A 26,533-nucleotide genomic window follows, 5' to 3' on the forward strand; every position below is an offset into this window, starting at 1 on the left:
ACGGGTTGCCCTCAGCCGTCGAAGCCGTCGAAGCTGTCGCCGCCGGCTGCCTGGGTCTCGGGGCTGTGACCGTCGTCAGGCGCCCTGAGCAGGGCCCGCAGTCCGTCCTCAGCGGCGATCGTGGTGACGAAGAAAAGCTCGTCGCCGCCGTCGATCACGTCATCGCGGCTCGGCGCAATCGGGGCCTGGTCCCGCAGGATCGCCACCAGGGCCGCATCCTCCGGCCACTCGATGTCCCCGACGGTCAGGCCAATCACGTGCGAATCATGCGGCACGGTGAACTCGACCAGTGAGGACACCCCGGTCTGCAGGGTCAGCAGCCGCACCAGGTCGCCAATCTCCACGGCCTCTTCGACCAGGGCGGTCATCAGCTGCGGCGTGTTGACCGCGACGTCGACGCCCCAGGAATCGTCAAACATCCAGTCGTTCTTCGGATTGTTGACCCGGCCCACGGTCCGTCCCACCCCGAACTCGGTCTTGGCCAGCAACGAGACCACCAGGTTCACCTTGTCGTCGCCCGTCGCGGAGACCACCACGTCCGCGTCCTCGAGCCGGGCGTCCTTGAGCGTGCTCAGCTCGCAGGCGTCGCCGACCAGCCAGTGCGCGCCGTGGAGCCCGCTGCGGCCGATGACCTCGGGCTTGAGGTCGATCAGCAGGATTTCGTGCTTGTGGGACAGCAGTTCCCGGGCGATGGAGGAACCCACGCTGCCCGCCCCGACAATGACAACTTTCACTTAAGACTCCTTGGCGGGGGATTTGGCGAGAATGTGGGCAACCTCCGAGGTGCGGTCCACCCGCAGCATGGCGTGCACGGTGTCGCCGTCCTGGTAAGCGGTCCCGGGCCCCGGCAGGATGCCCTCGCCGAAGCGGGTCAGGTAGGCGACGCGGATGTCGGCGGCCTTTTCGAGCGCGGTCAGCGGCCGGCCGATCCAGCCCGCGTCCACGTCCACCTCGGCCAGCACCAGCCGGCCCGACGGGTCACGGAAGTCACCCGCCAGATGCTGCTCCGGCAGGATCCGGCGCAGCACCTGGTCGGCACTCCAGCGCACCGCCGCCACCGTGGGGATGCCGAGGCGCTGGTAGATCTCTGCGCGGCCGGGATCGTAGATGCGTGCCACGACGTGCGGGACATGGAACGTTTCGCGGGCGACCCTGGTGGCCAGGATGTTCGAGTTGTCGCCGCTGGATACGGCGGCGAACGCGTAGGCCTCCTCGACGCCTGCCTGCTTGAGGGTTTCCCGGTCGAAGCCGACGCCGGTGACCTTCCGCCCGGCGAAGCCGGTCCGGAGCCGCCGGAACGCCCGGTCGTCCTGGTCGATGATCGCGACCGAATGGCCGGCGTCCTCGAGTGTGTGCGCCAGGGTCGCCCCGACACGGCCACAACCCATGATCACGAAGTGCGCCACCCGTGCCTCCTCAAGCATCTGCGTCTGTTGCTGCGTCAAACAATACCGGCCAGTGGGGTTCCGGAACCGCGCCGAAGCCGGTCCGGCGGCGGCGGCGCGGCCTGCCTGCCCGCGGGCGGCTTCGGCCGTCATGACATCGCGTCCGAATCAGACTAGCTTTGTCTGGTGCTGACAATTTTCAATGCCGTGAAGCGGGTGCTCGTCGGCAAGCCCTTCCGGAACGACAGCCTGGCCCATACCCTGCTGCCCAAGCGCATCGCGCTTCCGATTTTCGCCTCCGACGCGCTTTCCTCGGTGGCCTACGCACCGGACGAAATCCTGCTCACCCTGGCCCTGGCCGGCGTCAGTGCGGTGGCTTTCTCGCCCTGGGTGGGGCTCGCCGTCATGGTGGTGTTGCTGACCGTGGTGGCGTCCTACCGGCAGAACGTGCATGCCTATCCGTCCGGCGGCGGCGACTATGAAATCGCCAACGAAAACCTGGGCAGGTACGCGGGCCTGACGGTCGCGGCCGCACTGCTGGTGGACTATGTGCTCACGGTCGCGGTGTCGATGTCCTCCGCTGCCGCCTACCTCACCACCGCCGTACCGTCGCTGCACGGCCAGCAGGCCGCGATCGCGACGATCGGCGTCGTGATCCTGGCGCTGGTGAACCTGCGGGGCATCCGCGAAGCCGGCAGCGTTTTCGCGGTGCCGACCTACATCTTCATGCTCTCCATCCTGGGCATGACCGCGGTCGGAATTTTCCAGGCGGTCACGGGCCAGCTGGGCCAGGCGCCCTCCGCCGAGTTCCAGATCATCCCGACAGCCGGCTTCGACGAGGGACTGGTCGGCCTCGCCGGCGCGTTCCTGCTGCTGCGGGCGTTTTCTTCCGGCGCCGCCGCCCTGACCGGTGTTGAGGCCATCAGCAACGGTGTGCCGAACTTCCGGAAGCCGAAGAGCAGCAACGCGGCCACCACCCTGCTGCTGCTCGGCGTGATCGCGGCGTCCATGCTGGCCGGCATCATCTACCTGGCGAACGCCACGAAGGTGCACATCGTCCAGGACCCGGCGAAGGAGTTCCTGCTCAACGGCCGGCCGGTGGACGAGGGCTACATCCAGAATCCGGTCATCAGCCAGATCGCGCAGACCGTCTTCGGCGCCGGCTCCATCCCGTTCTATATCGTCGTCGCCGCCACCGGCGTCATCCTGGTCTTCGCCTCCAACACCGCCTTTAACGGCTTCCCGGTACTCGGGTCGATCCTCGCCCAGGACGGCTACCTGCCGCGCCAACTCCGTACCCGCGGGGACCGGCTCGCGTTCAGCAACGGCGTCCTCGCCCTAGCCGCCGGCGCCCTGGTGCTGATCATTTCGTTCAACGCCGACGTGACCAAACTGATCCAGCTCTACATTGTCGGCGTCTTTATCTCCTTCACCCTGAGCCAGCTCGGCATGATCCGGCACTGGGGCCGGGTCCTCAAGCTCGCCAAGGACCCCGCCGAGAAGCTGCGCGTGATCAAGTCGCGCACCATCAACTCGATCGGCTTCGGCATGACCGGCCTGGTCCTGGTGATCGTGCTGATCACCAAGTTCGAGCAGGGCGCCTGGATCGCGCTGCTGGCCATGTTCGTCCTGTTCCTGATCATGTGGAGCATCCGCGCGCACTACGACAACGTGGCCAAGGAGCTCGCAGTCGATGAGGACTCGTCGCCGCGCGCCCTGCCCACCCGGGTGCACGCCGTGCTCCTGGTCTCGCATGTGCGCAAGCCTGTGCTCCGGGCGCTGGCCTACGCCCGCGCGTCCCGGCCGTCCCGGCTGGACGCCATCACCGTGGACATCAGCCCGGAGGAAACCGAACAGACCCTGGCGGACTGGCAGAACCTGGACATCCCGGTGCCGCTGACGGTCCTGGCCAGCCCGTTCCGGGAGACCGTCACGCCCATCATGGAGTACATCAAGAACATGCGGCGCGATTCGCCGCGGGACCTGATCGTGGTCTACATTCCCGAATACGTCGTGGGCAAGTGGTGGGAGCAGCTGGTGCACAACCAGACGGCGCTGCGGATCAAGACCCGGCTGCACTTCGAGCCAGGGGTCATGGTGGCCAGCGTGCCGTGGCAGCTGAAGTCGTCCGAAGAAGCCAAAAAACTGCAGGACATCCAATGAGCACCGAGACCACCCGCCAGGCAGCCCGGACCGAACTTGTCGTCGACGTCGGTCCCGTCGCGCACGGCGGCCACTGCGTGGCCCGGCACGAGGGCCGCGTCATCTTCGTCCGGCACGGCATCCCCGGTGAAAAGGTCCGGATCCGGCTCACCGACGACGGCGAGTCCGCCAAGTTCTGGCGCGCCGACGTCGTGGAGGTGCTGGCACCGTCGCCGGACCGGGTGGAGCACTTCTGGCACGTCGCCGACTCGCAGCGTTCCTGGTCCCACGGCCACGCTCCGGTCGGCGGCGCGGAGCTGGGCCACATCCGCCTCGACCGGCAGCGTGCCCTCAAGGCCGAGGTCCTGGCCGAACAGCTGCGCCGGCTTGCCGGCGTCGAACTTCCGGTGGCCGGCGGAGAGTTTACGGTCGAGGCGGTAGGGGAGGCCGCGCACCCGACCGGCCCGGCCGGCGGCGCACCGGCGGGCCTGGCCTGGCGGACCCGGGCCGGATTTGCCGTGACGGCTGGCGGGAAGCTGGGCATGCACGCGCACCGCAGCGATGACGTGGTGCCGGTACGCGAAATGCCGCTTGCCGTCGCCGGGATCAACGCGCTTCGGCTCTGGGACCTCGACCTGCAGGGCGTCGCCCGGGTCGAGGTGGCAGCGCCGGCCAACGGTTCCAGGCCCCTCGTGCTGCTGGTGCCTGCTGCCGGGACCAAAGCCAGGCGGCTCAGCGCCATTGCCGGACAGCTGCCGGATGACGTGTCGGTGGCGGCGGTGGATCCGGACACCGGCGCGGTGTCGCAGCTTCGGGGCCGCACCTGGGTGCAGGAAACCGCGGCCGGGCACCAGTACCGGGTCACCGGCGACGGTTTCTGGCAGATCCACCGGGACGCCCCGGAAACGCTGGTCGGGGCCGTCACCGGCTTCCTGCGCGACGGCGGCTACCTGGCCGCGGGAGCGGTCGTGGCGGACCTCTACGCGGGGGCCGGGCTGTTCACCGCGCCGCTGGCCGACGCCGTAGGGGCCACCGGCTCGGTCTTGTCCGTGGAAGGCTCGCCGGGAACCAGCCGGGATGCGCGCAAGAACCTGCACGGCGCGGGCCAGGTCGAAATCGTCCAGGGGAAAGTGGAACGGGTGCTGCGGCAAAAGCCGCGGAACTTCGACGCCCTGGTCCTGGACCCGCCCCGGGCCGGCGCAGGGAAAGCTGTCGTGGCCCAGTTAATTGCTGCCAGCCCCCGGGCGATCGGCTACGTCTCCTGCGACCCGGCGTCCTTCGCCCGCGACGTCGGCTACTTCCAGCAGTCCGGCTGGGGCCTGTCCGAACTGCGCGCGTTCGACCTGTACCCGCACACCCACCACATGGAGACTGTGGCGTTACTGACTCCGCAGCGCTGATGCCACTACTATGGCGGTAGTAATCCGACGTCGCGGCGGAGTCTTATTTCAGGGATAACTATTGATCACCCAGGGCAGCGCCCCTGCGTTACCAAGCGTTTTGTCTTAGTTAGGCTGGCCTAACTAGCAAGGGGTCTGCGGCGCGGCAAAGATGAAACTGTTGCGAGAGGAGTCCTGCGATGAGCATTGTGGACAGCTTCGGTTCAAAAGGCAAACTTAATGTAGCCGGTACCGAATACGAAATTTTCCGGTTGAACTCCGTTGAAGGTGCAGAAAACCTTCCGTTCAGCCTCAAGGTATTGCTTGAAAACCTGTTGAGGACCGAGGACGGCGCCAACATCACGGCCGACCACGTCCGCGCACTGGCCGGTTGGGACCCCAACGCCCAGCCCGACACTGAAATCCAGTTCACGCCGGCGCGCGTGATCATGCAGGACTTCACTGGCGTGCCCTGCGTTGTGGACCTCGCCACCATGCGTGAGGCCGTCAAGGAACTCGGCGGCGACCCCAAGCGGGTCAACCCGCTGGCACCGGCGGAAATGGTCATCGACCACTCCGTGCAGATCGATGTCTTCGGGAACTCCGGCGCACTGGAGCGCAACATGGAGATCGAATACCAGCGCAACGGTGAGCGCTACCAGTTCCTGCGCTGGGGCCAGACCGCGTTCGACGACTTCAAGGTCGTCCCGCCGGGAACCGGCATCGTGCACCAGGTCAACATCGAGTACCTGGCCCGCACCGTCATGACCCGCGAGATTGACGGCGTGCTGCGTGCCTACCCGGACACCTGCGTCGGCACCGACTCGCACACCACAATGGTCAACGGCCTGGGCGTGCTCGGCTGGGGCGTCGGCGGCATCGAAGCCGAGGCTGCCATGCTCGGCCAGCCCGTCTCCATGCTGATCCCGCGCGTCGTAGGCTTCAAGCTGACCGGGTCCATCCCGGCCGGCGCCACCGCCACCGACGTCGTCCTGACCATCACCGAGCAGCTGCGCCAGCACGGTGTGGTCGGCAAGTTCGTGGAGTTCTACGGCGAAGGCGTCGCGGCCGTGCCGCTGGCCAACCGCGCCACGATCGGCAACATGAGCCCCGAGTTCGGCTCCACCGCCGCGATGTTCCCGATCGACGACGTCACCCTCGACTACCTGCGCCTCACCGGCCGGTCCGATGAGAACGTGGCCCTCGTGGAGGCCTACGCGAAGGAACAGGGCCTGTGGCACGATCCTTCCAAGGAAATCAAGTTCTCCGAGTACCTCGAGCTGGACCTGTCCACGGTGGTCCCGTCCATCTCCGGCCCGAAGCGCCCGCAGGACCGCATCATCCTCACCGAGTCCAAGGCCCAGTTCCGTGAGGACCTGCGCAACTACGTGCAGGAAGACCTCACCGACGGCAGCCTGGACGAGGCGATCGACGAGAGCTTCCCGGCCTCGGACTCGCCGTCGTTCACCGCCTCCTCGACGCACCTCACGGAACAGGCGCCGCACGCGCACGGGCCGCACTCCAACGGACGCCCGTCCAAGACCGTCGCGGTCAAGACCGCCGACGGCCGCGAGTTCGAGCTGGACCACGGCGCGGTGTCGATCGCCTCGATCACCTCCTGTACCAACACGTCCAACCCCTCGGTGATGCTGGCCGCCGCGCTGCTGGCCCGCAACGCCGTCGACAAGGGCCTGACCTCGAAGCCCTGGGTCAAGACCTCCGTTGCCCCCGGCTCCAAGGTCGTCACCGACTACTACAACAAGTCGGGCCTGACCCCGTACCTGGAGAAGCTCGGCTTCTACATCGTCGGCTACGGCTGCGCGACCTGCATCGGCAACTCCGGCCCGCTCGACGCCGAGATCTCCGAGGCCATCCAGGCCAACGACCTCTCCGTCACGGCCGTGCTGTCCGGCAACCGCAACTTCGAAGGCCGGATCAACCCGGACGTCAAGATGAACTACCTGGCCTCCCCGCCGCTGGTCATCGCGTATGCCCTGGCCGGCACCATGGACTTCGACTTCGAGAACGACGCCCTGGGCCAGGACGAGGCCGGCAAGGACATCTTCCTGAAGGACATCTGGCCGAACCCGGTCGAGGTCCAGCAGGTCATCGATTCCTCGATCGACAAGGGCATGTTCGCCCGCGGCTACGAGGGCGTCTTCGAAGGCGACGAGCGCTGGAAGGCACTCGACACCCCCGCCGGTGACACCTTCGCCTGGGATCCGAAGTCCACCTACGTCCGGAAGCCCCCGTACTTCGAGGGCATGAAAGCCCAGCCGGAACCGGTCCAGGACATCACCGGGGCCCGCGTGCTGCTCAAGCTCGGCGACTCGGTCACCACCGACCACATCTCCCCGGCCGGGTCCTTCAAGTCCGACACCCCCGCCGGGCAGTACCTGCTGGCCAACGGCGTCGAACGCAAGGACTTCAACTCCTACGGCTCCCGCCGCGGCAACCACGAGGTCATGATCCGCGGCACGTTCGCGAACATCCGGATCAAGAACCAGCTCCTGGACGGCGTCGAGGGCGGCTTCACCCGCGACTTCACCCAGACCGACGGCCCGCAGGCCTACGTCTACGACGCCGCGCAGAACTACCAGGCCGCCGGCACCCCGCTGGTGGTGCTGGCCGGCAAGGAGTACGGTTCCGGGTCCTCCCGCGACTGGGCCGCCAAGGGCACCGCGCTGCTGGGCGTCAAGGCCGTCATCGCCGAAAGCTACGAGCGGATCCACCGCTCCAACCTGATCGGCATGGGCGTCCTGCCGCTGCAGTACCCGGCCGGCCAGAACGCCGAGTCCCTGGGCCTGACCGGCACGGAAACCTTCGCGGTCGAAGGCGTCACCGCCCTCAACGAAGGCACCACGCCCAAGACCCTCAAGGTCACCGCGACGGCCGAGGACGGCTCCACCACCGAGTTCGACGCGGTCCTGCGCATCGATACCCCCGGTGAAGCCGACTACTACCGTAACGGCGGCATCCTGCAGTACGTGCTCCGCCAGATCTCGGCTAACTAGCCCGAATCCGGCAGTACACCGGCGAAGCCCCGGCCCGTCCCCGACGGACCGGGGCTTCGCCGTTCCGGCACCCGGGCCAACTTTGAGGCGTTAGAGTTAAACGGCATGTCTACCACCCGAAGGAGGGGTCGTTGGGAATCTTGGAGACCATCCAGAATCCGCAGGACCTGAGCAAGTTGTCCCCGGCGCAGCTGGACCAGCTGGCAGCAGAGGTCAGGGAATTCCTGATCGGCAACGTCTCCCAGACCGGAGGCCACCTCGGGCCCAACCTCGGCGTAGTGGAACTCACCATCGCGGTGCACCGGATCTTCGATTCCCCGCGCGACAGCATCGTCTTCGACACCGGCCACCAGTCCTACGTGCACAAGCTCCTCACCGGGCGGCAGGATTTCAGCACGCTGCGCCAGCAGGGCGGCCTCTCCGGCTACCCCGACCGGGCCGAATCCGAGCACGACATCGTCGAAAGCTCGCACGCCTCCTCCTCGCTGTCCTGGGCCGACGGGATCTCCCGCGCCCGGCGCCTGACCGGCGACGGCGACCGCTACGTAATTGCCGTTGTCGGGGACGGCGCCCTGACCGGCGGCATGGCCTGGGAGGCCATCAACAACATCGCCGCGGACAAGAAGCGCCGGGTGGTGATCGTGGTGAACGACAACGGCCGCTCCTACGCCCCGACCGTCGGCGGGGTGGCCGACTACCTTGCCTCCCTGCGCCCCACGATCGACTCGCTGCGAACGGCGCCGGCCTACGAAGTTGCCTTGGACTGGTGGAAGAAGCGGCTGCAGAGCGGCGGCCCCGTCGGCCAATTCACCTACAAGAGCCTCCATGCCGTGAAAAAGGGCATCAAGGACTGGTGGGCGCCGCAGGGCATGTTCGAAGACCTGGGCATGAAGTACATCGGCCCCGTGGACGGGCATAACCTCCAGGCGATGGAAAACGCCCTCTCCACGGCCAAAAACTTCGCCGGTCCGGTAATCGTCCATGCCATGACCGAAAAGGGCCACGGGTATGCCCCGGCGCGGGCCAACGAGGCGGACCAGTTCCATGCGGTCGGCATCATCGACCCGGAGACCGGGGAGCCCACCGAGGCCGGCGGCGCGAAGTCCTGGACTGCCGTCTTCGCAGACGAGATCGCCGACATCGCCGACGAGCGGCAGGACATCGTCGGCATCACCGGCGCCATGCTGATTCCCGTCGGGCTGCATAAATTTGCCGCCCGCCACCCGGACCGGGTGTTCGACGTCGGCATCGCCGAACAGCACGCCCTCACCTCCGCGGCCGGTATGGCCTTCGGCGGCCTGCACCCCGTGGTGGCCGTCTACGCGACGTTCCTGAACCGGGCCTTCGACCAGCTGCTGATGGACGTGGCGCTGCACAAGGCCGGGGTCACCCTGGTGCTGGACCGGGCCGGTGTCACCGGACCCGACGGGGCCAGCCACCACGGCATGTGGGACATGGCGATGGTCCAGATTGTGCCCGGGCTGCACCTTGCCGCGCCGCGCGACGCCAGCCGGCTGCGCGAGGAGTTGCGCGAGGCGGTCGCCATCGAGGACGCGCCCACCGTGATCCGCTACTCCAAGGGCACCGTCGGCGCCGAGGTGGAGGCCGTCGAACGGCTGAACGACGGCGTCGACGTGCTGGCCAGGCGGCCGGCCGGGTCAACCGGGAACGACGTGCTGATCGTCAGCGTCGGCGCGATGTCCGAACTGGCGCTGGACGTGTCCAACCGGCTCGGTGCGCAGGGCATCAGTTCCACCGTGGTGGACCCGCGCTGGGTGCTCCCGGTGCCGCGCTCGGTGGTGGCCCTCGCATCGCACCACCGTCTCGTCATCTGCATCGAGGACGGCGTCCGGGCCGGCGGCGTCGGCTCCCGGATCCGCCAGGAAATGCGCGCAGCAGGGGTGGACACCGCCCTCAACGAAGTAGGCCTGCCGGTCGAATTCCTGGACCACGGCAGCCGCAGCCAGGTGCTGGAACGCGTCGGACTGACCGCCCAGCAAATCACCCACGACGTCGTCGCGCAGGTCCTTGGGACCAAGGTGCCGTTTGCGCGCCCGCTGCCCGGCCAGCAACACCCCAGCACCGGCAGCCTGCCGATCCTGTGACACTTACCGAAGGGACGCCCATGAGCGGCATCATCCGTGTTTACAAACGCGACGACGAGGGAGTCCTGCACTTCCGCGAAGCGTGGATCGACGAGGAATACCACGAGTTTGTGATGAACCACGGCGTCGTCGGGCACCAAAGCCGGACCGAGGAAACCCCCGTCGCCGACGAGGCCGCCGGCGAGGGCCTGATGCAGGCCTTCGCCGCGCAGTGCGCCGAGGACGGCTACGCGGAGATCCCGGATGGGGAACAGTTCTGGGTGGTGGCGCAGTACGCGCTCAAGACCAAGGACGGCACCAGCCGCGACCGCTACCTGGAGGAAAAGGCCAAGGACGCCCTCATCAGCCACCTCGCCTGGCGCGGGCTCGGCGTGGTCGACCGGTCCGAATTCTCCAACGCGAAACTCAACATCTTCTGCCTCACGCCGGACGTCAACAAGGCCGTCAACGCCATCAAGGTCTGCATCCGGGGCGAGGACCTGGACTTCACCAAGCTGAGCATCGGCGCGGCGCCGTTCGGCGGCACCGACTTCAAGCTGAAGCACTCGGCGAAACCGGCGAACAGCTTCACGCTCTAGCTGCGGCCGGGACCGTTATAGGCTGGAGCCCATGATTGAATACCGCCGCGTAGGAAATTCCGGACTGACCGTCTCGGCCGTGGGACTTGGCTGCAACATCCTGGGCCGGGCCAACACCGCCACCGAGTCACAGGAGGGGACCGACGCCGTCGTGCACGCGGCCCTGGACGCCGGCATCACCTTCTTCGACGTCGCCGACACCTACGGCCGGGAGCCGGGTCTGAGCGAAACCATGCTGGGCAACGCCCTCGCCGGCCGCCGTGACGACGTGGTGATCGGCACCAAGTTCGGGATGGACATGCACGGCGCCAACGGCAACGATTTCGACGCCCGGGGCTCCCGCCGGTACATCGTCCGCGCGGCCGAGGCGTCCCTGCGCCGGCTCGGCACGGACTGGATCGACCTGTACCAGTTCCACACCCCGGACCCGCGGACTCCGATCGACGAGACCCTCGCCGCCCTGGACGAGCTCGTGACCAGCGGCAAGGTCCGCTACATCGGCCACTCGAACCGCGCCGGCTGGCAGATCGCCGAGGCCGAGTACGTGGCCAGGGCCCGCGGCGGCGCCCGCTTTATCTCCAGCCAGAACCACTACAACCTGCTGGACCGCCGCGCGGAGCTGGAAGTCACCCCGGCTGCCGAGGCGTACGGGCTGGGCGTGCTGCCGTACTTCCCGCTGGCCAACGGCCTGCTGACCGGCAAATACGCGAAGGGCCAGGCGCCGGAGGGGTCCCGGCTCAGCCACACCCGCACCAACCTGGTCAACGACGCCGACTGGGACCAGCTGGGCGCCTTCTCGGCCTTCGCCGCCGAGCGGGACCTGAGCGAGATCCAGGTCGCGTTCTCCTGGCTGGCCGCCCAGCCCTCCGTCAGCAGCGTCATCGCCGGCGCGACCCGGCCCGAGCAGGTCCGGCAGAACGCCGGCGCCGTCGCCTGGCTGCCGGACGCGGCGGAACTGGCCGAACTCGACGAGATCTTCCCCCGCACGCCGAAGGTCGCGCTGTTCTGAGCCGCACCGGGCCCGAAGCTGACACCGCCGTCCAGCGGATCCTGATGGACGTCGACACCGGCATCGACGACGCCCTGGCGGTCGTGTACCTGCTGTCCCGGCCGGAGGTTGAGCTCGCCGCCATTACCTGCACCGCAGGCAACGTCGGGGCGCGGCAGGTGGCGCTCAATACGTTGTCCCTGCTGGAACTCTGCGGCCGGGAGGGGACCGAGGTCGCCCTCGGGGCCGAGGCGCCGCTGGAGGTTCCGCTGGTCACCACCGAGGAAACCCACGGGCCCCAGGGCATCGGTTACGCCCGGCTGCCGGCCCCCGCCCAGGCGGTCTGGCAGCGCCACGCGGTGGACGTCTGGGTGGAGGCGGCGCGTGCGCAGCCGGGGGAGATCACCGGGCTGGTCACCGGCCCGCTGACCAACTTTGCCCTGGCGCTCCGCCGTGAACCCGAACTTCCGCGGCTGCTCAAGGGCCTGGTGATCATGGGCGGCAGCTTCTACTACCCGGGCAACACGACGCCGACGGCGGAATGGAACACTGCCGTGGACCCGCACGCGGCCAAGGAAGTCTACGCCGCCTACCGGGGGCTGCCGGAGGACAAGCTGCCGCTCGTGTGCGCGCTGGAAAGCACGGAACGGATCGAGCTGCGCCCGGACCACCTGCGCCGGCTCGGGGTGGCCGCCGGAGCAGCCGAACCAGAACTGGTACTCCCGGACCAGCCCGAGGGGCAGCGCAGCACCTCAAGCAACCCCCTGGTGGCGTGCCTGTCCGACGCGGTCCGTTTCTACCTGGAGTTCCACCGGCGCTACGACCAGGGGTACGTGGCGCATATGCACGACGCGTTTGCCGCCTGCGCAGCGATCGGCCGTACACCGGTCAGCAGCCGGCCGGCGACGGTCGACGTCGAAACCGACTCCCCGTTGTTGGCCGGCACCACCGTGGCCGATTTCCGCGGCTTGTGGGGCCTGCCGCCCAATGCCAGGATCGTCACGGGCAACGATCCTGCGCACTGCCTCGAGGAATTGATCTCCTCGGTGGGTGCATTGGCCCATTCCCTGCAGGCACGGATGCCAGGCAGCAGCACGCAGCGCCCAGGCGCCGGCGGCTAATCAGGCCGCCGGTGCGGACGCCACGCCTGCCGGCAGGAACCTGGTGCCATTGACCCGTTCGGAGGCCCCCACCCGGTCCAGATACGGGGTAATGCCGCCGAGGAACATCGGCCAGCCGGCACCCAGGATCATGCAGAGGTCGATGTCCTCCGGGCCGGCCACCACACCCTCGGCCAGCATCAGGCCGATCTCCTCCGCGAGGGCATCCTGGACGCGGCGCAGCACCTCATCTGCCGTGGAGGGCGAGTCGCCGAAGGACATCAACGCCAGCGTCTCGGCCGGAATGACCGGCTTGCCGGCCTTCACCGAGGCAGGATCCCAGATCGACGTGATCCCGTGCTCAATGAGCGCCTGCAGGTTGGCGGACACGGTGAAGCGGTCCCCGAAGGCGGCGTGCAGCGATTCCTGCACGTGCTGGGCCACCGGCAGCCCCACCATGGCGCCGAGGGTGAACGGCGTCATCGGCAGGCCCATCGGGCGCAGCGCATTGTCCGCCACCTCGGCCGGGGTGCCCTCATCGAACGCGGCGGTCACTTCGCCCATCAGCCGCAGCAGCAGCCGGTTGACCACAAACGCTGCGGCGTCCTTGACCAGCACCGCGGACTTTTTCAGGCCCTTGGCCAGTTCGAACGCGGTGGCCAGCACGGCATCGTCGGTCTTGGGCGCACGAACGATCTCCAGCAGCGGCATCACGGCCACCGGGTTGAAGAAGTGGAAACCGACCAGGCGCTCCGGGTACTGCAGGTCCTCGGCCATGGCCGTGACGGACAGCGAGGAAGTGTTGGTCGCCAGGATGCACTCGGGCGAAACGATCGCCTCGACCTCCTTGAACACCTGCTTCTTGACGTTGAGTTCCTCGAACACAGCCTCGATCACAAAGTCCGCGTCGGCGAACGCCTCCTTGGACACCGAGCCGCTGACCAAGGCCTTGGTCCGGTTGGCGGCGTCCGCACTGATCCGCTGCTTGGCCAGCAGCTTGTCCACCTCGGCGTGCACGTAGCCCACGCCCTTGTCCACCCGGGCCTGGTCGATGTCCGTCAGCACCACGGGCACCTTGAGCTGGCGGGCGAAGAGCAGGGCGAGCTGGCTGGCCATCAGGCCGGCGCCCACGACGCCGATCTTGGTCACCGGGCGGGCGAGCTTGCGGTCCGGGGCCCCGGCGGGGCGCTTGGCCCGCCGCTGCACCAGGTCCAGGAACGCGTAGACCGTGGAGCGGAACTCGTCAGTCTGCATCAGGTCCGCGAGCGTCTCGCACTCGAGCTCCGCCGACTCCGCCTGGGTCAGGGTCCGGTTGGCTTCCAGCACGTCCAGGACCTTGGCCGGGGCGGGGGAGGCGTTGGAGGTCTTGGCCGCCACGAAGGCGCGGCCCGCGGCGACGGCATCCGCCCAGCGTTCGGCGACCTCCGGGGCGGCGGGGTCGACGGCGTTGGCCCGTTCGGGGGTCACGGCACCGGCAATGACCTGCGCGGCCCAGGCGACGGACTGTTCGACGAAGTCGGCCGGTTCGAAGATCGCATCCGCCACCCCGAGCTCGTAAGCCTGCGGGCCGGTCAGGGTGCGGTTGTTGCTTAGCGGATTCTCAATCATCACCTTGACCGCGTTCTCCGGACCGATCAGCCGCGGCAGGAGGTAGACGCCGCCCCAGCCCGGGATCAGCCCGATGAACGCTTCCGGCAGGGCCAGGGCGCCGGCGCCGGTGGAGACCGTGCGGTAGGTGGACTGCAGCGCGATCTCCAGGCCGCCGCCGAGGGCCAGGCCGTTGATGAACGCGAAGCTCGGCACGCCGAGGTTGGCCAGGGTGGAGTACACATCGTGGCCGAGCTGGGCCATCCAGAGGCCCTGTTCGCGGCCGCTGACGGACTTCACGGTGGACAGGTCCGCGCCGGCCACGAGGAAGTACGGTTTGCCGGTGACTCCGACGCCGACGATCTCCCCGCGGGCCGCGCGGTCCCGCAGCCCTTCCAGCACCGTGCCGAGCTCGATCAGGGTGTTGGGGCCCAGGGTGGTCGGCTTGGCGTGGTCCAGGCCGTTGTCCAGGGTCACCAGCGCGAAGGTGCCGGGGCTGGTGCCGTTGCCTGTCTTTCCACCTACGGCGGGCAGCTGAATGTCCTGGACATAGGAGTGGGTCACGGTTTCGCCCGGAAACAGTTCGGCTAGCTTGCGGAAATCGGCGGCGCTCATGCTGCTGCTCCAGTCTCGATGGTCGTGTAATCGGTGCCGTAGGCGGCGTGGTGCGGGTTTTCCCAGATGACGGTCGCGCCCATGCCCAGGCCGATGCACATGGTGGTCATGCCGAACCGGACGGTGCGGTCCTCCTCGAACTGGCGGGCCAGCTGGTTCATCAGCCGGACGCCGGAGGAGGCGAGCGGGTGTCCGACGGCGATCGCGCCGCCGTAGCGGTTGACCCGGGGATCGTCGTCCGCGATGCCGAAGTGGTCCAGGAAGCTGAGCACCTGGACGGCGAAGGCTTCGTTGATTTCGAACAGGCCGATGTCCTCGATGCCGAGCCCGGCGTTCCGCAGGGCCTTTTCGGTGGCCGGGACCGGCCCGATGCCCATCACTTCCGGTTCGACGCCGGCGAAGGCGTAGCTGACCAGGCGCATCTTCACCGGCAGGCCCAGCTCTTCGGCGGCCTCCGCGGAGGCCAACAGGGCCGCGGTCGCGCCGTCGTTGAGCCCCGCGGCGTTCCCGGCGGTCACCCGGCCGTGGGCACGGAACGGGGTGCGCAGGGCGGCGAGGTCCGCGCGTGAGGTTCCGGGCCGTGGCGGCTCGTCCACGCTGTTGACGGTCCAGCCCTGGCCCGGCTTCAGGGTGGCGACCGGGACCAGGTCCGGCTGGATCTGCTCGTTGGCGTAGGCGGCCGCGAGCTTGGCCTGGGACGCGACGGCGTACGCGTCGGTGCGCTCCCTGGTGATGGCCGGGAAACGGTCATGCAGGTTCTCGGCCGTGTTGCCCATGTTCAGGGCGGCGGGGTCCACGATCCGTTCGGACATGAACCGCGGGTTGGGGTCCGCGCCCGCCCCCATCGGGTGGTTGCCCATGTGTTCGACGCCGCCGGCGATCACGACGTCGTACGCCCCGAAGCCGATGCCGCTGGCGGTCGTGGTCACCGCGGTCATGGCGCCGGCGCACATCCGGTCGATCGCGAAGCCGGGCACCGTGCGCGGCAGGCCGGCCAGCAACGCGGCGGTGCGGCCGATGGTCAGGCCCTGGTCTCCGGTCTGGGTGGTGGCGGCGATGGCCACCTCGTCGACCCGGCCGGCGGGCAGCGAGGGGTTGCGGCGCAGCAGTTCGCGGATGCACTTGACCACCAGGTCATCGGCGCGGGTGCCGGCGTAGATGCCCTTCTCGCCGGCGCGGCCGAACGGGGTACGGACGCCGTCGACAAAGACGACGTCGCGGACAGTGCGGTTTCTTCCGGTGCTCGGCTTGGCGCCGCTGGTTTGGCTCACGTACTGCTCCTTCTTGGGACACGGTGCCGGCCCTTGCCCGGCCCGCGGGTTCGCGGAGGCAGGAGTGATCCAGGCGACATCACCAGCTATGTTACTAACCAGTAACATGGCTGGCAAGGAGTGGCCGGGCGAGTTTAGGAAACGGTGCCGGTCCCGGACCCCGGCCCGGTTGCCGGCGCCTCCAGCGTGGAGGTGTCCGCCGTGGGGGCGTCCGCCGCGGGCGCCTCCGCCGCGGGCGCCGCTTTGGCCTCCTTGGGCGGCACCGGCTGCGGGTTCAGGAAGGCCTCGGCGATCAGCGGCGCGGTCAGCTGGATTTGCCACTGCCGGGCTCCGAGGTTCTGCAGTTCTTCGGCAATGCCCTCCTCGCTGATCTCGGCAGGAGGCCGCCAGGCGACCCGGCGCAGGTAGTCGGGGGTGAGCAGGTTTTCGACCGGAAGATTCAATTCCTCGGCCCGGGCCTGGAGTTTGGGCCGCGCGGTGGCGAGGCGGGCCGCGGCTTCCGGGTCGCGCTCGGCCCAGACCCGCGGCGGCGGGGGAGCGTTGGTGGGCAGGTGCAGCGGCGGCAGTTCCTCGAGGCTGCGGGCGGTGCTGATGCACCGCAGCCAGCGCGGTGCTTCCCGTTGCGCGGCGCGGCCATGGAAGCCCTTGGTGCCGAGCAGCTGCGGAACCGTGGCGGGCATCGCCTTCGCCGCGGCCACGAGGGACGAGTCCGGGATGAGCCGGCCCGGGGCAACGTCACGCTTTTGCGCCAGTGAGTCGCGCTCCAGCCAGAGTTCGCGGACCGCGGCGAGCTGCCGGCGGTCACGGATCTGGTGCAGCCCGGAGGTTTTGCGCCACGGATCCACGCGCGGCGGGGCGGTGCCGGCCTCGAGGATCGCCGCAAACTCCTGTTCCGCGTAGTCCAGCTTGCCGTCGGCGGTCAGGAGTTCGATCAACTCCTCCCGCAGCTCGGCGAGAACCTCGACGTCCAGTGCGGCGTACCGCAGCCAGGGTTCGGGCAGCGGCCGGGTGGACCAGTCCGCAGCGGAGTGCTCCTTGGCCAGCCCAAAGCCCAGCAGCTGTTCAATCACGGCGGCGAGGCCCACCCGGGGCAGCCCGGCCAAACGGGCGGCGAGTTCGGTGTCGAAGAGCTTGTCCGGCCACATGCCGAGTTCGGACAGGCAGGGGAGGTCCTGGCTGGCCGCGTGCAGGATCCATTCGACGCCGCGCAGCGCGTCATTGATGATGCCCAAGTCTCCGAAGGGTTCCGGGTCGATCAGCCAGGTGCCGGCGCCTTCGCGGCGGATCTGCACCAGGAAGGCCCGCTGGCCGTACCGGAATCCGGAGGCACGTTCGGCGTCGACGCCTGCGGGCCCGTGCCCGGCGGCCAGGGCGGCGGCGCAGCGCTGGAGCCCGGCCTGGGTTTCGATGACAAGCGGCACGCCGTCACGCGGCGCGTCGAGGTCGATGACCTCCGGGACCAGGCTGTCGAAGCCCTCCACGGCGATGTGGCTGGGGGCCTCGCCGGGGCCGGCGACAGTACCGAGACCTGCGGGTGCGGCTGGGCCGGCGGCTTTGTTGGCTGCGGTGTCCGCAGTGGTGATTTCCGGATTATGAGGGGTCATGATGCCTCCAGTTTACCGACATCGCCGTCCCCTTCTGCCGGTGGCGCCCGCGACGGGGCCCGGTCACGCCGGCCGGGCGCGCCGCCGCGGCAGGGCGGAAACGCCGTCGGGCAGCGGCGGCAGGCCGGCAAAGGTGCAGACCATGTCCGACCAGGCCTCCAGGTGTGCGGCGACGTCACGCCCGGCCGGTGTCCAGGACGCGCGGAGCTCGATGTCGATGCTTTCCGGCCGGTCAGCGAGCGTGCCGAAACTCTCCGAGAGCACCCGCGTGGCGGTGCCGCCGGCCGACCGGTAGGGGGCCCGGTGGTTTTCCAGCGCCTCGACAAGCCAGGTCCAGGCAACCGATCCGAGCATCCCGTCGTTGCCCATGTCAGGTTCAAGCTGGGCACGGATGTAGGTCACGATCCGGAATTCACCGTCCCAGACCGCGGAGCCCTGGGGATCGTGCAGCAGGATGAAACGGCCGGTGGCGAGTTCGACGTCGTCGCTTCCGGAGGCCGGGACCAGGCCGGCGGCGGCCGGACCATGGACAGCGGCGGACGCGGCGCCGCCCGGGACCAGCACTTCGGCGCCGAGCGCGACGGCAAAGGGTGCGAGTCGGCCGGGGGCCGGAATCTCATCGAGGCGCAACTCGGTGCGGCACTGTGCGTTTCGAAGCGTTCCCAGGGCGAACAGGAAATCCGCCGGAGCCTGGTCGAGGACGTTCACAGTGAAAGATTATGCACGCGCGCCATCACGGCCCGGCAGGCTCGCCGCCGGACCGGAGCCGTGGTGCGCCTAGCCGGCTGCCAGTTCGCGCCGGATGGCGGAGATAAAGGAATCAACGTCGTCCTCCGTGGTGTCAAAGGAGCACATCCAGCGGACCTCGCGGGCCGCCTCGTTCCAGTCGTAGAAGCGGAACGACTGCCGCAGCCGGTCCGCCACGCCCGCGGGCAGCACCGCGAAGACGCCGTTGGATTCCGTCCGCTGGCTCAGTTCGACGCCCGGAATGTTCTCGACGCCGGCGCGCAGCCGGGCGGCCATCGCGTTGGCGTGCGAGGCCGAACGCAGCCAGAGGTCGCCCTCGAGCAGGGCGATGAACTGGGCGGACATGAACCGCATCTTGGAGGCCAGCTGCATGTTCATCTTGCGCAGGTACAACAGGCCGGTGGCTGCCTCCGGGTTCAGGGCGATGACCACTTCGCCAAACAGCAGCCCGTTCTTGGTGCCGCCGAAGGAGAGGATGTCGACGCCGGCGTCGCGGGTGAAGGCGCGCAGCGGGACACCGAGGTGCGCCGCGGCGTTGGCCAGCCGGGCGCCGTCCATGTGCAGTTTCATGCCCTTGGAATGGACATGTTCGGCGATGGCGCGGACCTCGTCCGGGGTGTAGCAGGTGCCAAGTTCCGTGGTCTGGGTGATCGAGACGGCCAGCGGCTGGGCGCGGTGTTCGTCGCCCCAGCCCCAGGCTTCCCGGTCGATCAGGGCCGGGGTGAGCTTGCCGTCCGGCGTCGGAACCTGCAGCAGCTTGATGCCGCCGATCCGCTCCGGGGCGCCGTTCTCGTCCATGTTGATGTGGGCGGTGGCGGCGCAGATGACCGCACCCCAACGGGGGAGCAGGGACTGCAGGGACAGGACGTTCGCGCCGGTGCCGTTGAAGACCGGAAAGCATTCGATCCCCGCGCCGAAGTGCTGCTCCATCAATTGCTGCAGCCGGGCGGTGTAGTCGTCCTCGCCGTAGGAGACCTGGTGGCCCTCGTTCGCCGCGGCCAGCGCCGCGAGGACTTCCGGGTGCACGCCGGAGTAGTTGTCCGAGGCGAAGCCCCGGACGGCGGGATCGTGCAGCCGCGCCGCGGCGCTGGCAGGGGCAGTGTCTGGGGCGGTCTCCACCGTGGTGGTCATCTCTTTGCTCACACTTTCAGTCTAGGGGTGCCGGCTTGCCCGCCAGTGGCAGCCGCCGGCCGTTCAGTTCGGCAGCAGGGCTCCGGAAGAGCTCGACGGCGGCGGCGGCCAGATCTTCGACGTCGGTGAAGCCCGGAAATTTTCGTTCCGGGGATTTGGCACGCATGGCGGCATCGACCAGGGCCTTCACCACAAAGACGACGGCCGCGCTGTGCTGCTCCACCGGGTTTTCCGTGCGCCCCGACTCGGCACGCCGGAAGCCGTCCGCTACCGCCAGGGTCCAGGCTTCGGCCGCGGCTTTGGCCGCCACATAACTGGCGGTGGCCGCCGTCGGGCTGCTGACGGCGGTGGCGGAGACCATGGCGAAGCGTCCCGTGTCCGAAGCGGCGAGGTCGTCGTAGAACTCCCGGGTGACGTTCCGGACAGTGGTGATGGCGCCGCGTTCCAGGAAGTCCCAGTCCGCATCGCTCTGGTCGGTGATGCCCTTCGCGCCGCGCCAGCCGCCGACGAGGTGGATTACGCCGTCGACGGTGCCTGCCTGCCGGTTGACCTCCGTGTGTAGCGCTGCGACCTCGGCGCGGGAGGAGAGGTCGCAGGTGAGCGCCGTGACGCCGCTGCCCGCCTCCGCGGCCGCGGCCGCGATCCGGTCCCGGTCGGAGCCGACCGTGAAGACCGTATGGCCGGCGCCGGCGAGGGCGCGGGCCACGGCGACACCGGAGGGCCCGCTGCCGCCCGTCACCATTACGGTCAGGCTGCGTCCGGCGCTCATCCGGCGTTCATGGCCTGGGTGCCGGCCGATCCGATGCCGTGTGAGTCAAGGTCTGTGGACCCGGTGATGCCGGCGGTCGATTCGATGACGGTCCGCATCTTCTTTTCCAGCGCCTCGTAGAACATGGAGAGCGGGAACTCGTCGTCGAGCACCTGGTCGGTCAGGCCACGCGGCGGCCCGTCCAGCGGCAGGGCGTCCGGACCTTTGGCCCACACGGATGCCGGGTTGGGGGTCACGGTGCCGGAGATGAGCTCGTAGGCGGCGAGCCAGTGGGCCATCTTGGGGCGGTCGATCGAGCGCCAGTACAGGTCCTCGATCTTTGCGCCGAGCTCAACCACGACGCCGGCCGCCTCGTCCCAGTCGATGCTGAGCTTGCTGTCGGTCCAGTGCAGCACGTGGTGCTGGTGCATCCAGGCGAAGAGCAGCTGGCCGCCGAGGCCGTCGTAGTTGCGGACCCGGCTGCCGGTGATGGCGAAGCGGAAGATCCGGTCGAAGATGACGGCGTGCTGGACCAGTTTGGCGTGCCGGCGCGCTTCCGGATCCGCGTCCTCGTCCTTTTCGATCCTGACGGACTCGCGGAAGGCGGTGAGGTCGCAGCGCAGTTCCTCGAGCGAATACAGGAAGAACGGCATGCGCTGCTTGATCATGAACGGGTCGAAGGGCAGATCCCCGCGCATATGGGTGCGGTCGTGGATGAGGTCCCACATCACGAACGTTTCCTGCGTCAGCTCCTGGTCCTCGAGCAGGGCGGCGGCGTCGTCCGGAAGCTGCAGGGAGGTGATCTCCGCGGCGGCACCGAGGACCCGGCGGAAGCGGGCGGCCTCGCGGTCGGCGAAGATCGCACCCCAGGTGAAAGTGGGGGTCTCCCGGACGGCGACGGTCTCGGGGAAGAGGACGGCGGAGTTGGTGTCGTAGCCGGGGGTGAAGTCGAGGAAGCGGATCGGCACAAAGAGCTTGTTGGAGTACTCGCCCGCCTCCAGCCCGGCGATGAACTCCGGCCAGATGACCTCGATCAGGACGGCCTCGACCAGGCGGTTGCTGCTGCCATTCTGGGTGTACATCGGGAAAACCACGAGGTGCTGCAGGCCGTTGATCCGCTGCTGCTGCTGCTGCGGCTGGAAGGCCTGGAGGGAGTCCAGGAAGTCCGGAACGCCGAAGCCGCCCTCGGCCCAGCGCCGGAAATCCACGGCGAGCAGGTCCAGGTAAGCGGCATCGTGCGGGAACGCCGGCGCCAGTGCCGAGACCGCGGCAGTGATGGCCTCGACGTGCGCGGCAGCGGCAGCGTGGTCGGCGCCGTCCGGCACCGAACCGTCCCGGCTCTGGAGCGCCTGCAATGCCGTGGCGGCGGCCTTGAGGCGTTGCCATTCGGGGGAGGCGGCAGTGATCCGGGCGGGCGCGGTGAGGGCCGTCAGCGTCATGGTCGGGCACCTTTCTGGTTGCTGAAGAAGAACTACGGCGAGCGTAGCAAGCAAACAGCAGTCCTAACCCAAATCGTGCCCGAGCATAAGAGAGTCTGCGGCAAAGTCCGCGGCGGCGCCCTTTTAGCTCCAGCCGCACCGTGCCTTGCGGCGGCCTCTACTGCCCGGACCTTACTGCCCGGGGCCGCCGGTCTCCGCGCCGGGCACCAGCTTCAATGACACCGAGTTGATGCAGTAGCGCTGGTCCGTGGGCGTGCCGTAACCCTCACCCTCGAACACGTGCCCCAGGTGCGAGTCACAGGAGGCGCACCGCACCTCGATCCGTTCCATCCCCAGCGTCCGGTCGTGGATGTAACGGACGGTGCCCTCCGCCAGCGGTGCCCAGAACGAGGGCCAGCCGCAGTGCGAGTCAAACTTTTCGCGGCTGGTGAAGAGTTCGGCCCCGCAGGCCCGGCACTGGTAGACGCCCTCGGCGTGGCTGTCCCAGTACTCGCCGGTGTACGGACGTTCGGTGCCCGCCTGCCGAAGCACCCGGTATTCCTCCGGGGTCAGCTCCGCACGCCACTGCTGGTCCGACTTCTCCACCGGTACCTGGCCGACGGGGCTTACGGGGGCGTCCTTGGGTTTGTTGCTGAAGATACTCATGACCTCAACAACGCTCAGGAGTCCCCGATAAATCCCGAGCCGGCGTACAGATGCAGGACGGGCAGGCCCAGCTTGTCCTGCGCCTGGTTGGCCCAGTCGGTGTGGAACGTGTCTGCGACCGCGTGCGGCCGGGTGACCACCACGGCCTGCCCGGCGTTGAGTTCCTTCACCTTGGCGACCAGGCCGTCGACAGCCCCGCCCGCCACGACCTCACCGGTGACGCCGGCGCCCAGACCGGCCAGGGCGGCCAGGGAGGCGGCCAGGGTTTCCGCGGCGGCCGCGCGTTCCACAGCCTGGTCGGGCTGCTGGGCGGTCAGGTCCCGGAAGGCCTTGGCGATCTCCAGCATGGAGAGGTTTTCGAGGAAGTCCACCAGCAGGTGGCGCTCGGTGTTCGCCGGGACCAGGACCACCAGTGGTGAGTCGGCGCCGGCCAGGAGGGTCTCGATGTTGACGCGGTCATCCGCGCCCAGGGGCTCTTCGGTCAGAATGACAAGGGGGTCGCTCATGCCCCCAGCCTAGTCCCCGCGCCCCGGCGCCGCGCCAGACCGGCACGCGGGGGCCCGGATGCCGGTCCTGGCGGGGAACTCGGTAAGAATGGTGCCATGGCTTCCACCCCGCGCCGCGTCACCCCCACCCCACGGACCGGTTCCGTCCGCAGTGCCGGCCGGGTCCGCCCGGCCGGGCGGGCCCCGGCGGCCACCCCGGACACCGGCATCCCCCGGAATGCGAAATGGGCGGTGGGCGGCGCGATCGGCGGCGGTGCGGCGGCCGGCCTGCTGGCCGCGGGATCCTCGGCGCTGGCCCTGTACTTCGCCCGGCGCGTCATCACCCCGGTCCGGGTCCGTGAGGAGGACCAGGAGGTGCTGGCCGTGCTCCGCGCCGGCGAGGGGCAGCAGGTCATTCTCACGGCGACTCCGGAGTCCACCGTGGATGGCGTCTACGGCTTCTTCTTTGACGGCGGCCGTGGTCACGCCCGGCTGGGCCGCATCGTGTCCTATTCTCCGGCGGAGCACACGGTGCTGCGGGAGGTTGAGGCGGTGCACAGCGGAGACCTCGCAGCGGCGCGGCGCGGTTACTGGAGCGGGGCCGTGTATCCGGATCCGGCGTCGATGGGTCTTCCGGCCGAGGACGTGGGCATCGACGTCGAAGGCGGCACGGCCCCGGCCTGGCTGGTGCCCGCCGCGCCGGCTGCCGGGACGCCGTCGGACGTCTGGGCGATCATGGTGCACGGGCGGGGAGCCACGCGCCAGGAAGGCCTGCGGGCTGCCCCGGTGGCGGCCCGGCTGGGCCTGCCCAGCCTGCTGATTTCCTACCGCAATGACGGGCTCGCGCCGTCCGCCGAGGACGGCCGCTATGGCCTGGGCTCCACCGAGTGGCGCGACGTGGAAGCCGCCATCGACTACGCCCTGGCGCATGGCGCCGCCGAAGTGGTGCTGTTCGGCTGGTCCATGGGCGGGGCGATCTGCCTGCAGACCGCGGATCTGTCCCGGCACCGGCATCTCATCCGTGGCCTGGTGCTGGACGCCCCGGTCATCAACTGGGTCAACGTCCTTGCCCACCATGCAGAGCTAAACCGGATCCCGTCCGCCGTCGGTCGGTACGGCCAGCTGATGATGAGCCACCGGCTGGGCCGGCGGCTCACGGGGCTGGCGGCCCCGGTGGACCTGAAGGCCATGGACTGGGAATCCCGGGCGGTGGAGCTCCGCACGCCCACCCTGGTCCTGCACTCGGTGGACGACGAGTACGTTCCTTACGGGCCGTCCGCGTCGCTGGCCGAAAAGAATCCCGAGATGGTGACCTTCGAAGCCTTCAGCAAGGCACGGCACACCAAGGAGTGGAACGTCGACCCCGGCCGCTGGGAAGCCCTGGTCTCGGCGTGGCTCGGACAGCGGCTCGCGCCCCGGCCGGTGCCGGCGGGCTAGGACACCGCTCCGGGATCAGCCCCGGCCGGTGCCGATGGGGGCCGTCAGGGCCCCGGTGAGCCGGATCAGGTCGGCCGGCGCCAGCTCGAGGTCCAGCCCGCGGCGCCCGCCGGAGACCAAAATGGTTTCCTGCCGCAGGGCACTTTCGTCCAGCACGGTGGGCGAGGGCTGGCGCTGTCCCAGCGGCGAGATCCCGCCCAGCACGTAGCCGGTGCGCCGCTCCGCGGTTGCCGGGTCCGCCATCGCGGCCTTCTTGCCGCCGAGGACGGCAGCCATCGCCTTGAGGTCCAGGCTCCCGCTGACCGGTACGACGCCGACGGCGAGGCGGCCGTCGACGTCGACCATGAGGGTCTTAAACACCCTGGCCGGCTCAATCCCGAGCACTTCCGCCGCTTCCAGGCCGTAGCTGGCAGCACCGGGGTCGTGGCTGTAGGGATGGGCGACGAAGGAAACCCCGGCGGCCGCGAGTGCAGCGGTGGCCGGGGTTCCCAGGGACGGTTGTTTACGGGCCACGGCCGGTCAGCCGTGGGCCGGAAGCGCCGCCACCTTGCGCTTGATCCGGCCGAGCATCGCGGTCATCCCGCGCATCCGCAACGGTGTGATGGCCCTGGTCAGGCCCAGCAGTTCCGGCATGTCATCCGGCACAGCCAGAATCTCGGCGGGGCTCAAGCCATCCAGCCCCTCGTGCAGCACCCCGGCGAATCCCCGCGTGGTCGGCGCTTCCGGCGGCGCCTTGAAGAACAGCCGTACGCGCTCGGGCGCGGCGCCGTCCGGTTCGGTCTCGATGGTGAGGAACAGCGGTGACTGGCATTCCACCACCTGCTCCATCAGCTCGGGGTGGTCCTGGAGCCGGGCCGGGGGATCGGGCAGTTCGCGGGAAAATTCCAGCAGCAACAGCAGCCGCTCGGCTTCTTCGAGGGCCTGGAAATCGTCGACTATTTCCGCCAGGGCGGCGGGGAGGGCAGAAGTATTCATCACTCCCAGCTTACGCACGCCCGGCCGTTGTGTCCCCACTGCTGGGTCCCGGCTGCTCTGTCCCGGCTGCTGGGTCCCGGGGTCAGGCTAGAACCCCGCCGGGACCTCGCCGCGTTCGGCGCCCTTGACGATCGGGACGCGGACGGCGTTGCCCCATTCGGTCCAGGAGCCGTCGTAGTTGCGGACGGTGTCGAAGCCCAGCAGGTACTTCAGGGCGAACCAGGTGTGGCTGGACCGCTCGCCGATCCGGCAGTAGGCCACGACGTCGTCGCCCTCGGCCAGGCCGGCCTCGCCGCGGTAGAGGGCATCGAGTTCGTCCCGGCTGCGGTAGGTGCCGTCGTCGGCCGCCGCACGGGCCCAGGGGATGGACGCGGCGGTGGGGATGTGGCCCCCGCGCATGGCGCCCTCCTCCGGGTAGGCCGGCATGTGCGTGCGCTGGCCGGTGTATTCCTCGGTGGACCGAACGTCGATCAGCGGCTTGCCGAAGTGGGCCAGGACGTCCTCCTTGAAGGCCCGGATCGGGGCGTCGTTGCGCTCCACCACCGGGTAGTCGGCGCCCGCGGGGTTGGCCCGGTCGGTGGTCAGCGGGCGGCCTTCGGCGATCCACTTGTCGCGGCCGCCGTCGAGCAGCCGGACGTCCTCGTGGCCGAACAGGGTGAAGACCCACAGGGCGTAGGCCGCCCACCAGTTGGATTTGTCGCCGTAGATGACGACGGTACTGTCGCGGGAGATGCCCTTCGCAGCGGCCAGGGCGGCGAAAGCCTTCCCGTCCACGTAGTCGCGGGTGACCTCATCGTTCAGGTCGGTGTGCCAGTCGATCTTGACCGCGCCGGGGATGTGGCCGGTCTCGTACAGCAATACGTCCTCGTCCGACTCGACGACCACCAGCTTGCCGTCGTCGAGCGCACCGCCGTCGATCGCCGCGGCGAGCCAGCCGGTGGAGACCAAGCGCTCGGGGTGCGCGTAGGCGGCGAATTTCTCGTTCTGCTCAACGGGGTAGGGCATGAAGACGGCCTTTCACTGGGCGGCGGGGAGGCCGGAGCCGGGGTAGAGCGTGGCGCCGGGCCTGTTATAACCCTAACCACGCACCGTCAGGTTTGTTCCACCGGCTGCATTCACGCAAATATGGGCTTGGTCACGTCGGATTCCGCGCCGGAA

The 26,533-nt window shown here is 69.0% G+C and carries 22 protein-coding genes; 8 read left to right on the forward strand and 14 right to left on the reverse strand.

Translation table 11 applies throughout. The features are described from left to right. Window positions 1-11 precede the first annotated feature (11 nt). Together AC3ANP_RS12735 and AC3ANP_RS12740 are read right to left on the reverse strand one after the other, a co-directional pair. A complete protein-coding gene (locus AC3ANP_RS12735) occupies window positions 12-734 on the reverse strand; it encodes a potassium channel family protein (RefSeq protein WP_488330533.1) in 723 nt (240 codons plus the stop codon). After that, window positions 735-1,406, reverse strand: coding sequence for a potassium channel family protein (locus AC3ANP_RS12740; RefSeq protein ID WP_488333051.1), 672 nt, complete (start codon window positions 1,404-1,406; stop codon window positions 735-737). Window positions 1,407-1,571: 165 nt separating this feature from the next. Between AC3ANP_RS12740 and AC3ANP_RS12745 the strand changes: the two genes are divergently transcribed. From AC3ANP_RS12745 to AC3ANP_RS12775, 7 genes are all read left to right on the forward strand, one after another. Then, entirely contained in the window at window positions 1,572-3,548 is a 1,977-nt protein-coding gene (locus AC3ANP_RS12745; RefSeq protein WP_488330534.1) for an APC family permease, read from the forward strand. Further along, on the forward strand, window positions 3,545-4,927 hold the full coding sequence (locus AC3ANP_RS12750) for a class I SAM-dependent RNA methyltransferase (RefSeq protein WP_488330535.1): 1,383 nt from the start codon (window positions 3,545-3,547) through the stop codon (window positions 4,925-4,927). Before AC3ANP_RS12745 ends, AC3ANP_RS12750 begins: the two co-directional genes overlap by 4 nt. Window positions 4,928-5,106: 179 nt before the next feature. Beyond that, complete coding sequence (locus AC3ANP_RS12755) at window positions 5,107-7,920, forward strand: aconitate hydratase (RefSeq protein WP_488330536.1); 2,814 nt, start codon at window positions 5,107-5,109, stop codon at window positions 7,918-7,920. Between the two features lie 131 nt (window positions 7,921-8,051). Then, the gene (gene dxs / locus AC3ANP_RS12760) at window positions 8,052-10,025 is read left to right on the forward strand and encodes a 1-deoxy-D-xylulose-5-phosphate synthase (RefSeq protein WP_488330537.1); all 1,974 of its coding nucleotides are present in this window, start codon (window positions 8,052-8,054) and stop codon (window positions 10,023-10,025) included. 20 nt (window positions 10,026-10,045) lie between these two features. Further along, window positions 10,046-10,603, forward strand: a complete 558-nt coding sequence (locus AC3ANP_RS12765; protein WP_488330538.1) for a hypothetical protein — start codon at window positions 10,046-10,048, stop codon at window positions 10,601-10,603. A 31-nt stretch (window positions 10,604-10,634) separates the two neighbouring features. After that, complete coding sequence (locus AC3ANP_RS12770; RefSeq protein WP_488330539.1) at window positions 10,635-11,612, forward strand: aldo/keto reductase; 978 nt, start codon at window positions 10,635-10,637, stop codon at window positions 11,610-11,612. A gap of 44 nt (window positions 11,613-11,656) precedes the next feature. Further along, window positions 11,657-12,712: a nucleoside hydrolase gene (locus AC3ANP_RS12775; protein ID WP_488330540.1), complete on the forward strand. Its 1,056-nt coding sequence runs from the start codon at window positions 11,657-11,659 to the stop codon at window positions 12,710-12,712. Here the strand turns inward: AC3ANP_RS12775 and AC3ANP_RS12780 are convergent, their stop codons facing one another. The 9 genes from AC3ANP_RS12780 to AC3ANP_RS12820 all read right to left on the reverse strand — a co-directional run bounded on the left by AC3ANP_RS12780 (window position 12,713) and on the right by AC3ANP_RS12820 (window position 22,984). Next, window positions 12,713-14,893 (reverse strand): 3-hydroxyacyl-CoA dehydrogenase NAD-binding domain-containing protein, encoded by a 2,181-nt coding sequence (locus tag AC3ANP_RS12780; protein ID WP_488330541.1) that lies wholly within the window; start codon window positions 14,891-14,893, stop codon window positions 12,713-12,715. Further along, window positions 14,890-16,164 (reverse strand): thiolase family protein, encoded by a 1,275-nt coding sequence (locus AC3ANP_RS12785; RefSeq protein ID WP_488330542.1) that lies wholly within the window; start codon window positions 16,162-16,164, stop codon window positions 14,890-14,892. The genes AC3ANP_RS12780 and AC3ANP_RS12785 overlap by 4 nt, the downstream gene beginning before the upstream one ends. Window positions 16,165-16,298: 134 nt before the next feature. Continuing rightward, window positions 16,299-17,768 carry an HRDC domain-containing protein gene (locus AC3ANP_RS12790; RefSeq protein WP_488330543.1) on the reverse strand — a complete coding sequence of 490 codons (1,470 nt, stop codon included), beginning with the start codon at window positions 17,766-17,768 and terminating at the stop codon, window positions 16,299-16,301. A 63-nt stretch (window positions 17,769-17,831) separates the two neighbouring features. Further along, a complete protein-coding gene (locus AC3ANP_RS12795) occupies window positions 17,832-18,476 on the reverse strand; it encodes a DUF3000 domain-containing protein (RefSeq protein ID WP_488330544.1) in 645 nt (214 codons plus the stop codon). 69 nt (window positions 18,477-18,545) lie between these two features. Then, entirely contained in the window at window positions 18,546-19,646 is a 1,101-nt protein-coding gene (locus AC3ANP_RS12800; protein ID WP_488333052.1) for a threonine aldolase family protein, read from the reverse strand. A 16-nt stretch (window positions 19,647-19,662) separates the two neighbouring features. Beyond that, window positions 19,663-20,415 carry an SDR family oxidoreductase gene (locus AC3ANP_RS12805; RefSeq protein ID WP_488330545.1) on the reverse strand — a complete coding sequence of 251 codons (753 nt, stop codon included), beginning with the start codon at window positions 20,413-20,415 and terminating at the stop codon, window positions 19,663-19,665. Further along, window positions 20,412-21,833 (reverse strand): DUF6421 family protein, encoded by a 1,422-nt coding sequence (locus AC3ANP_RS12810; protein WP_488330546.1) that lies wholly within the window; start codon window positions 21,831-21,833, stop codon window positions 20,412-20,414. The genes AC3ANP_RS12805 and AC3ANP_RS12810 overlap by 4 nt, the downstream gene beginning before the upstream one ends. Window positions 21,834-22,004: 171 nt before the next feature. Beyond that, a complete protein-coding gene (gene msrB / locus AC3ANP_RS12815; protein WP_488330547.1) occupies window positions 22,005-22,478 on the reverse strand; it encodes a peptide-methionine (R)-S-oxide reductase MsrB in 474 nt (157 codons plus the stop codon). Window positions 22,479-22,492: 14 nt separating this feature from the next. After that, complete coding sequence (locus AC3ANP_RS12820; protein WP_488330548.1) at window positions 22,493-22,984, reverse strand: hypothetical protein; 492 nt, start codon at window positions 22,982-22,984, stop codon at window positions 22,493-22,495. 96 nt (window positions 22,985-23,080) lie between these two features. Between AC3ANP_RS12820 and AC3ANP_RS12825 the strand changes: the two genes are divergently transcribed. Beyond that, the gene (locus tag AC3ANP_RS12825) at window positions 23,081-24,400 is read left to right on the forward strand and encodes an alpha/beta hydrolase family protein (protein ID WP_488330549.1); all 1,320 of its coding nucleotides are present in this window, start codon (window positions 23,081-23,083) and stop codon (window positions 24,398-24,400) included. Between the two features lie 15 nt (window positions 24,401-24,415). Here the strand turns inward: AC3ANP_RS12825 and ybaK are convergent, their stop codons facing one another. From ybaK to AC3ANP_RS12840, 3 genes are all read right to left on the reverse strand, one after another. Further along, window positions 24,416-24,913, reverse strand: a complete 498-nt coding sequence (gene ybaK / locus AC3ANP_RS12830) for a Cys-tRNA(Pro) deacylase (protein ID WP_488330550.1) — start codon at window positions 24,911-24,913, stop codon at window positions 24,416-24,418. Window positions 24,914-24,919: 6 nt separating this feature from the next. Next, complete coding sequence (locus AC3ANP_RS12835) at window positions 24,920-25,375, reverse strand: SufE family protein (protein ID WP_488330551.1); 456 nt, start codon at window positions 25,373-25,375, stop codon at window positions 24,920-24,922. A gap of 87 nt (window positions 25,376-25,462) precedes the next feature. After that, the gene (locus AC3ANP_RS12840) at window positions 25,463-26,380 is read right to left on the reverse strand and encodes a sulfurtransferase (protein ID WP_488330552.1); all 918 of its coding nucleotides are present in this window, start codon (window positions 26,378-26,380) and stop codon (window positions 25,463-25,465) included. Window positions 26,381-26,533: the final 153 nt, after the last annotated feature.

Source organism: Arthrobacter sp. JB02-1C (assembly GCF_057748045.1).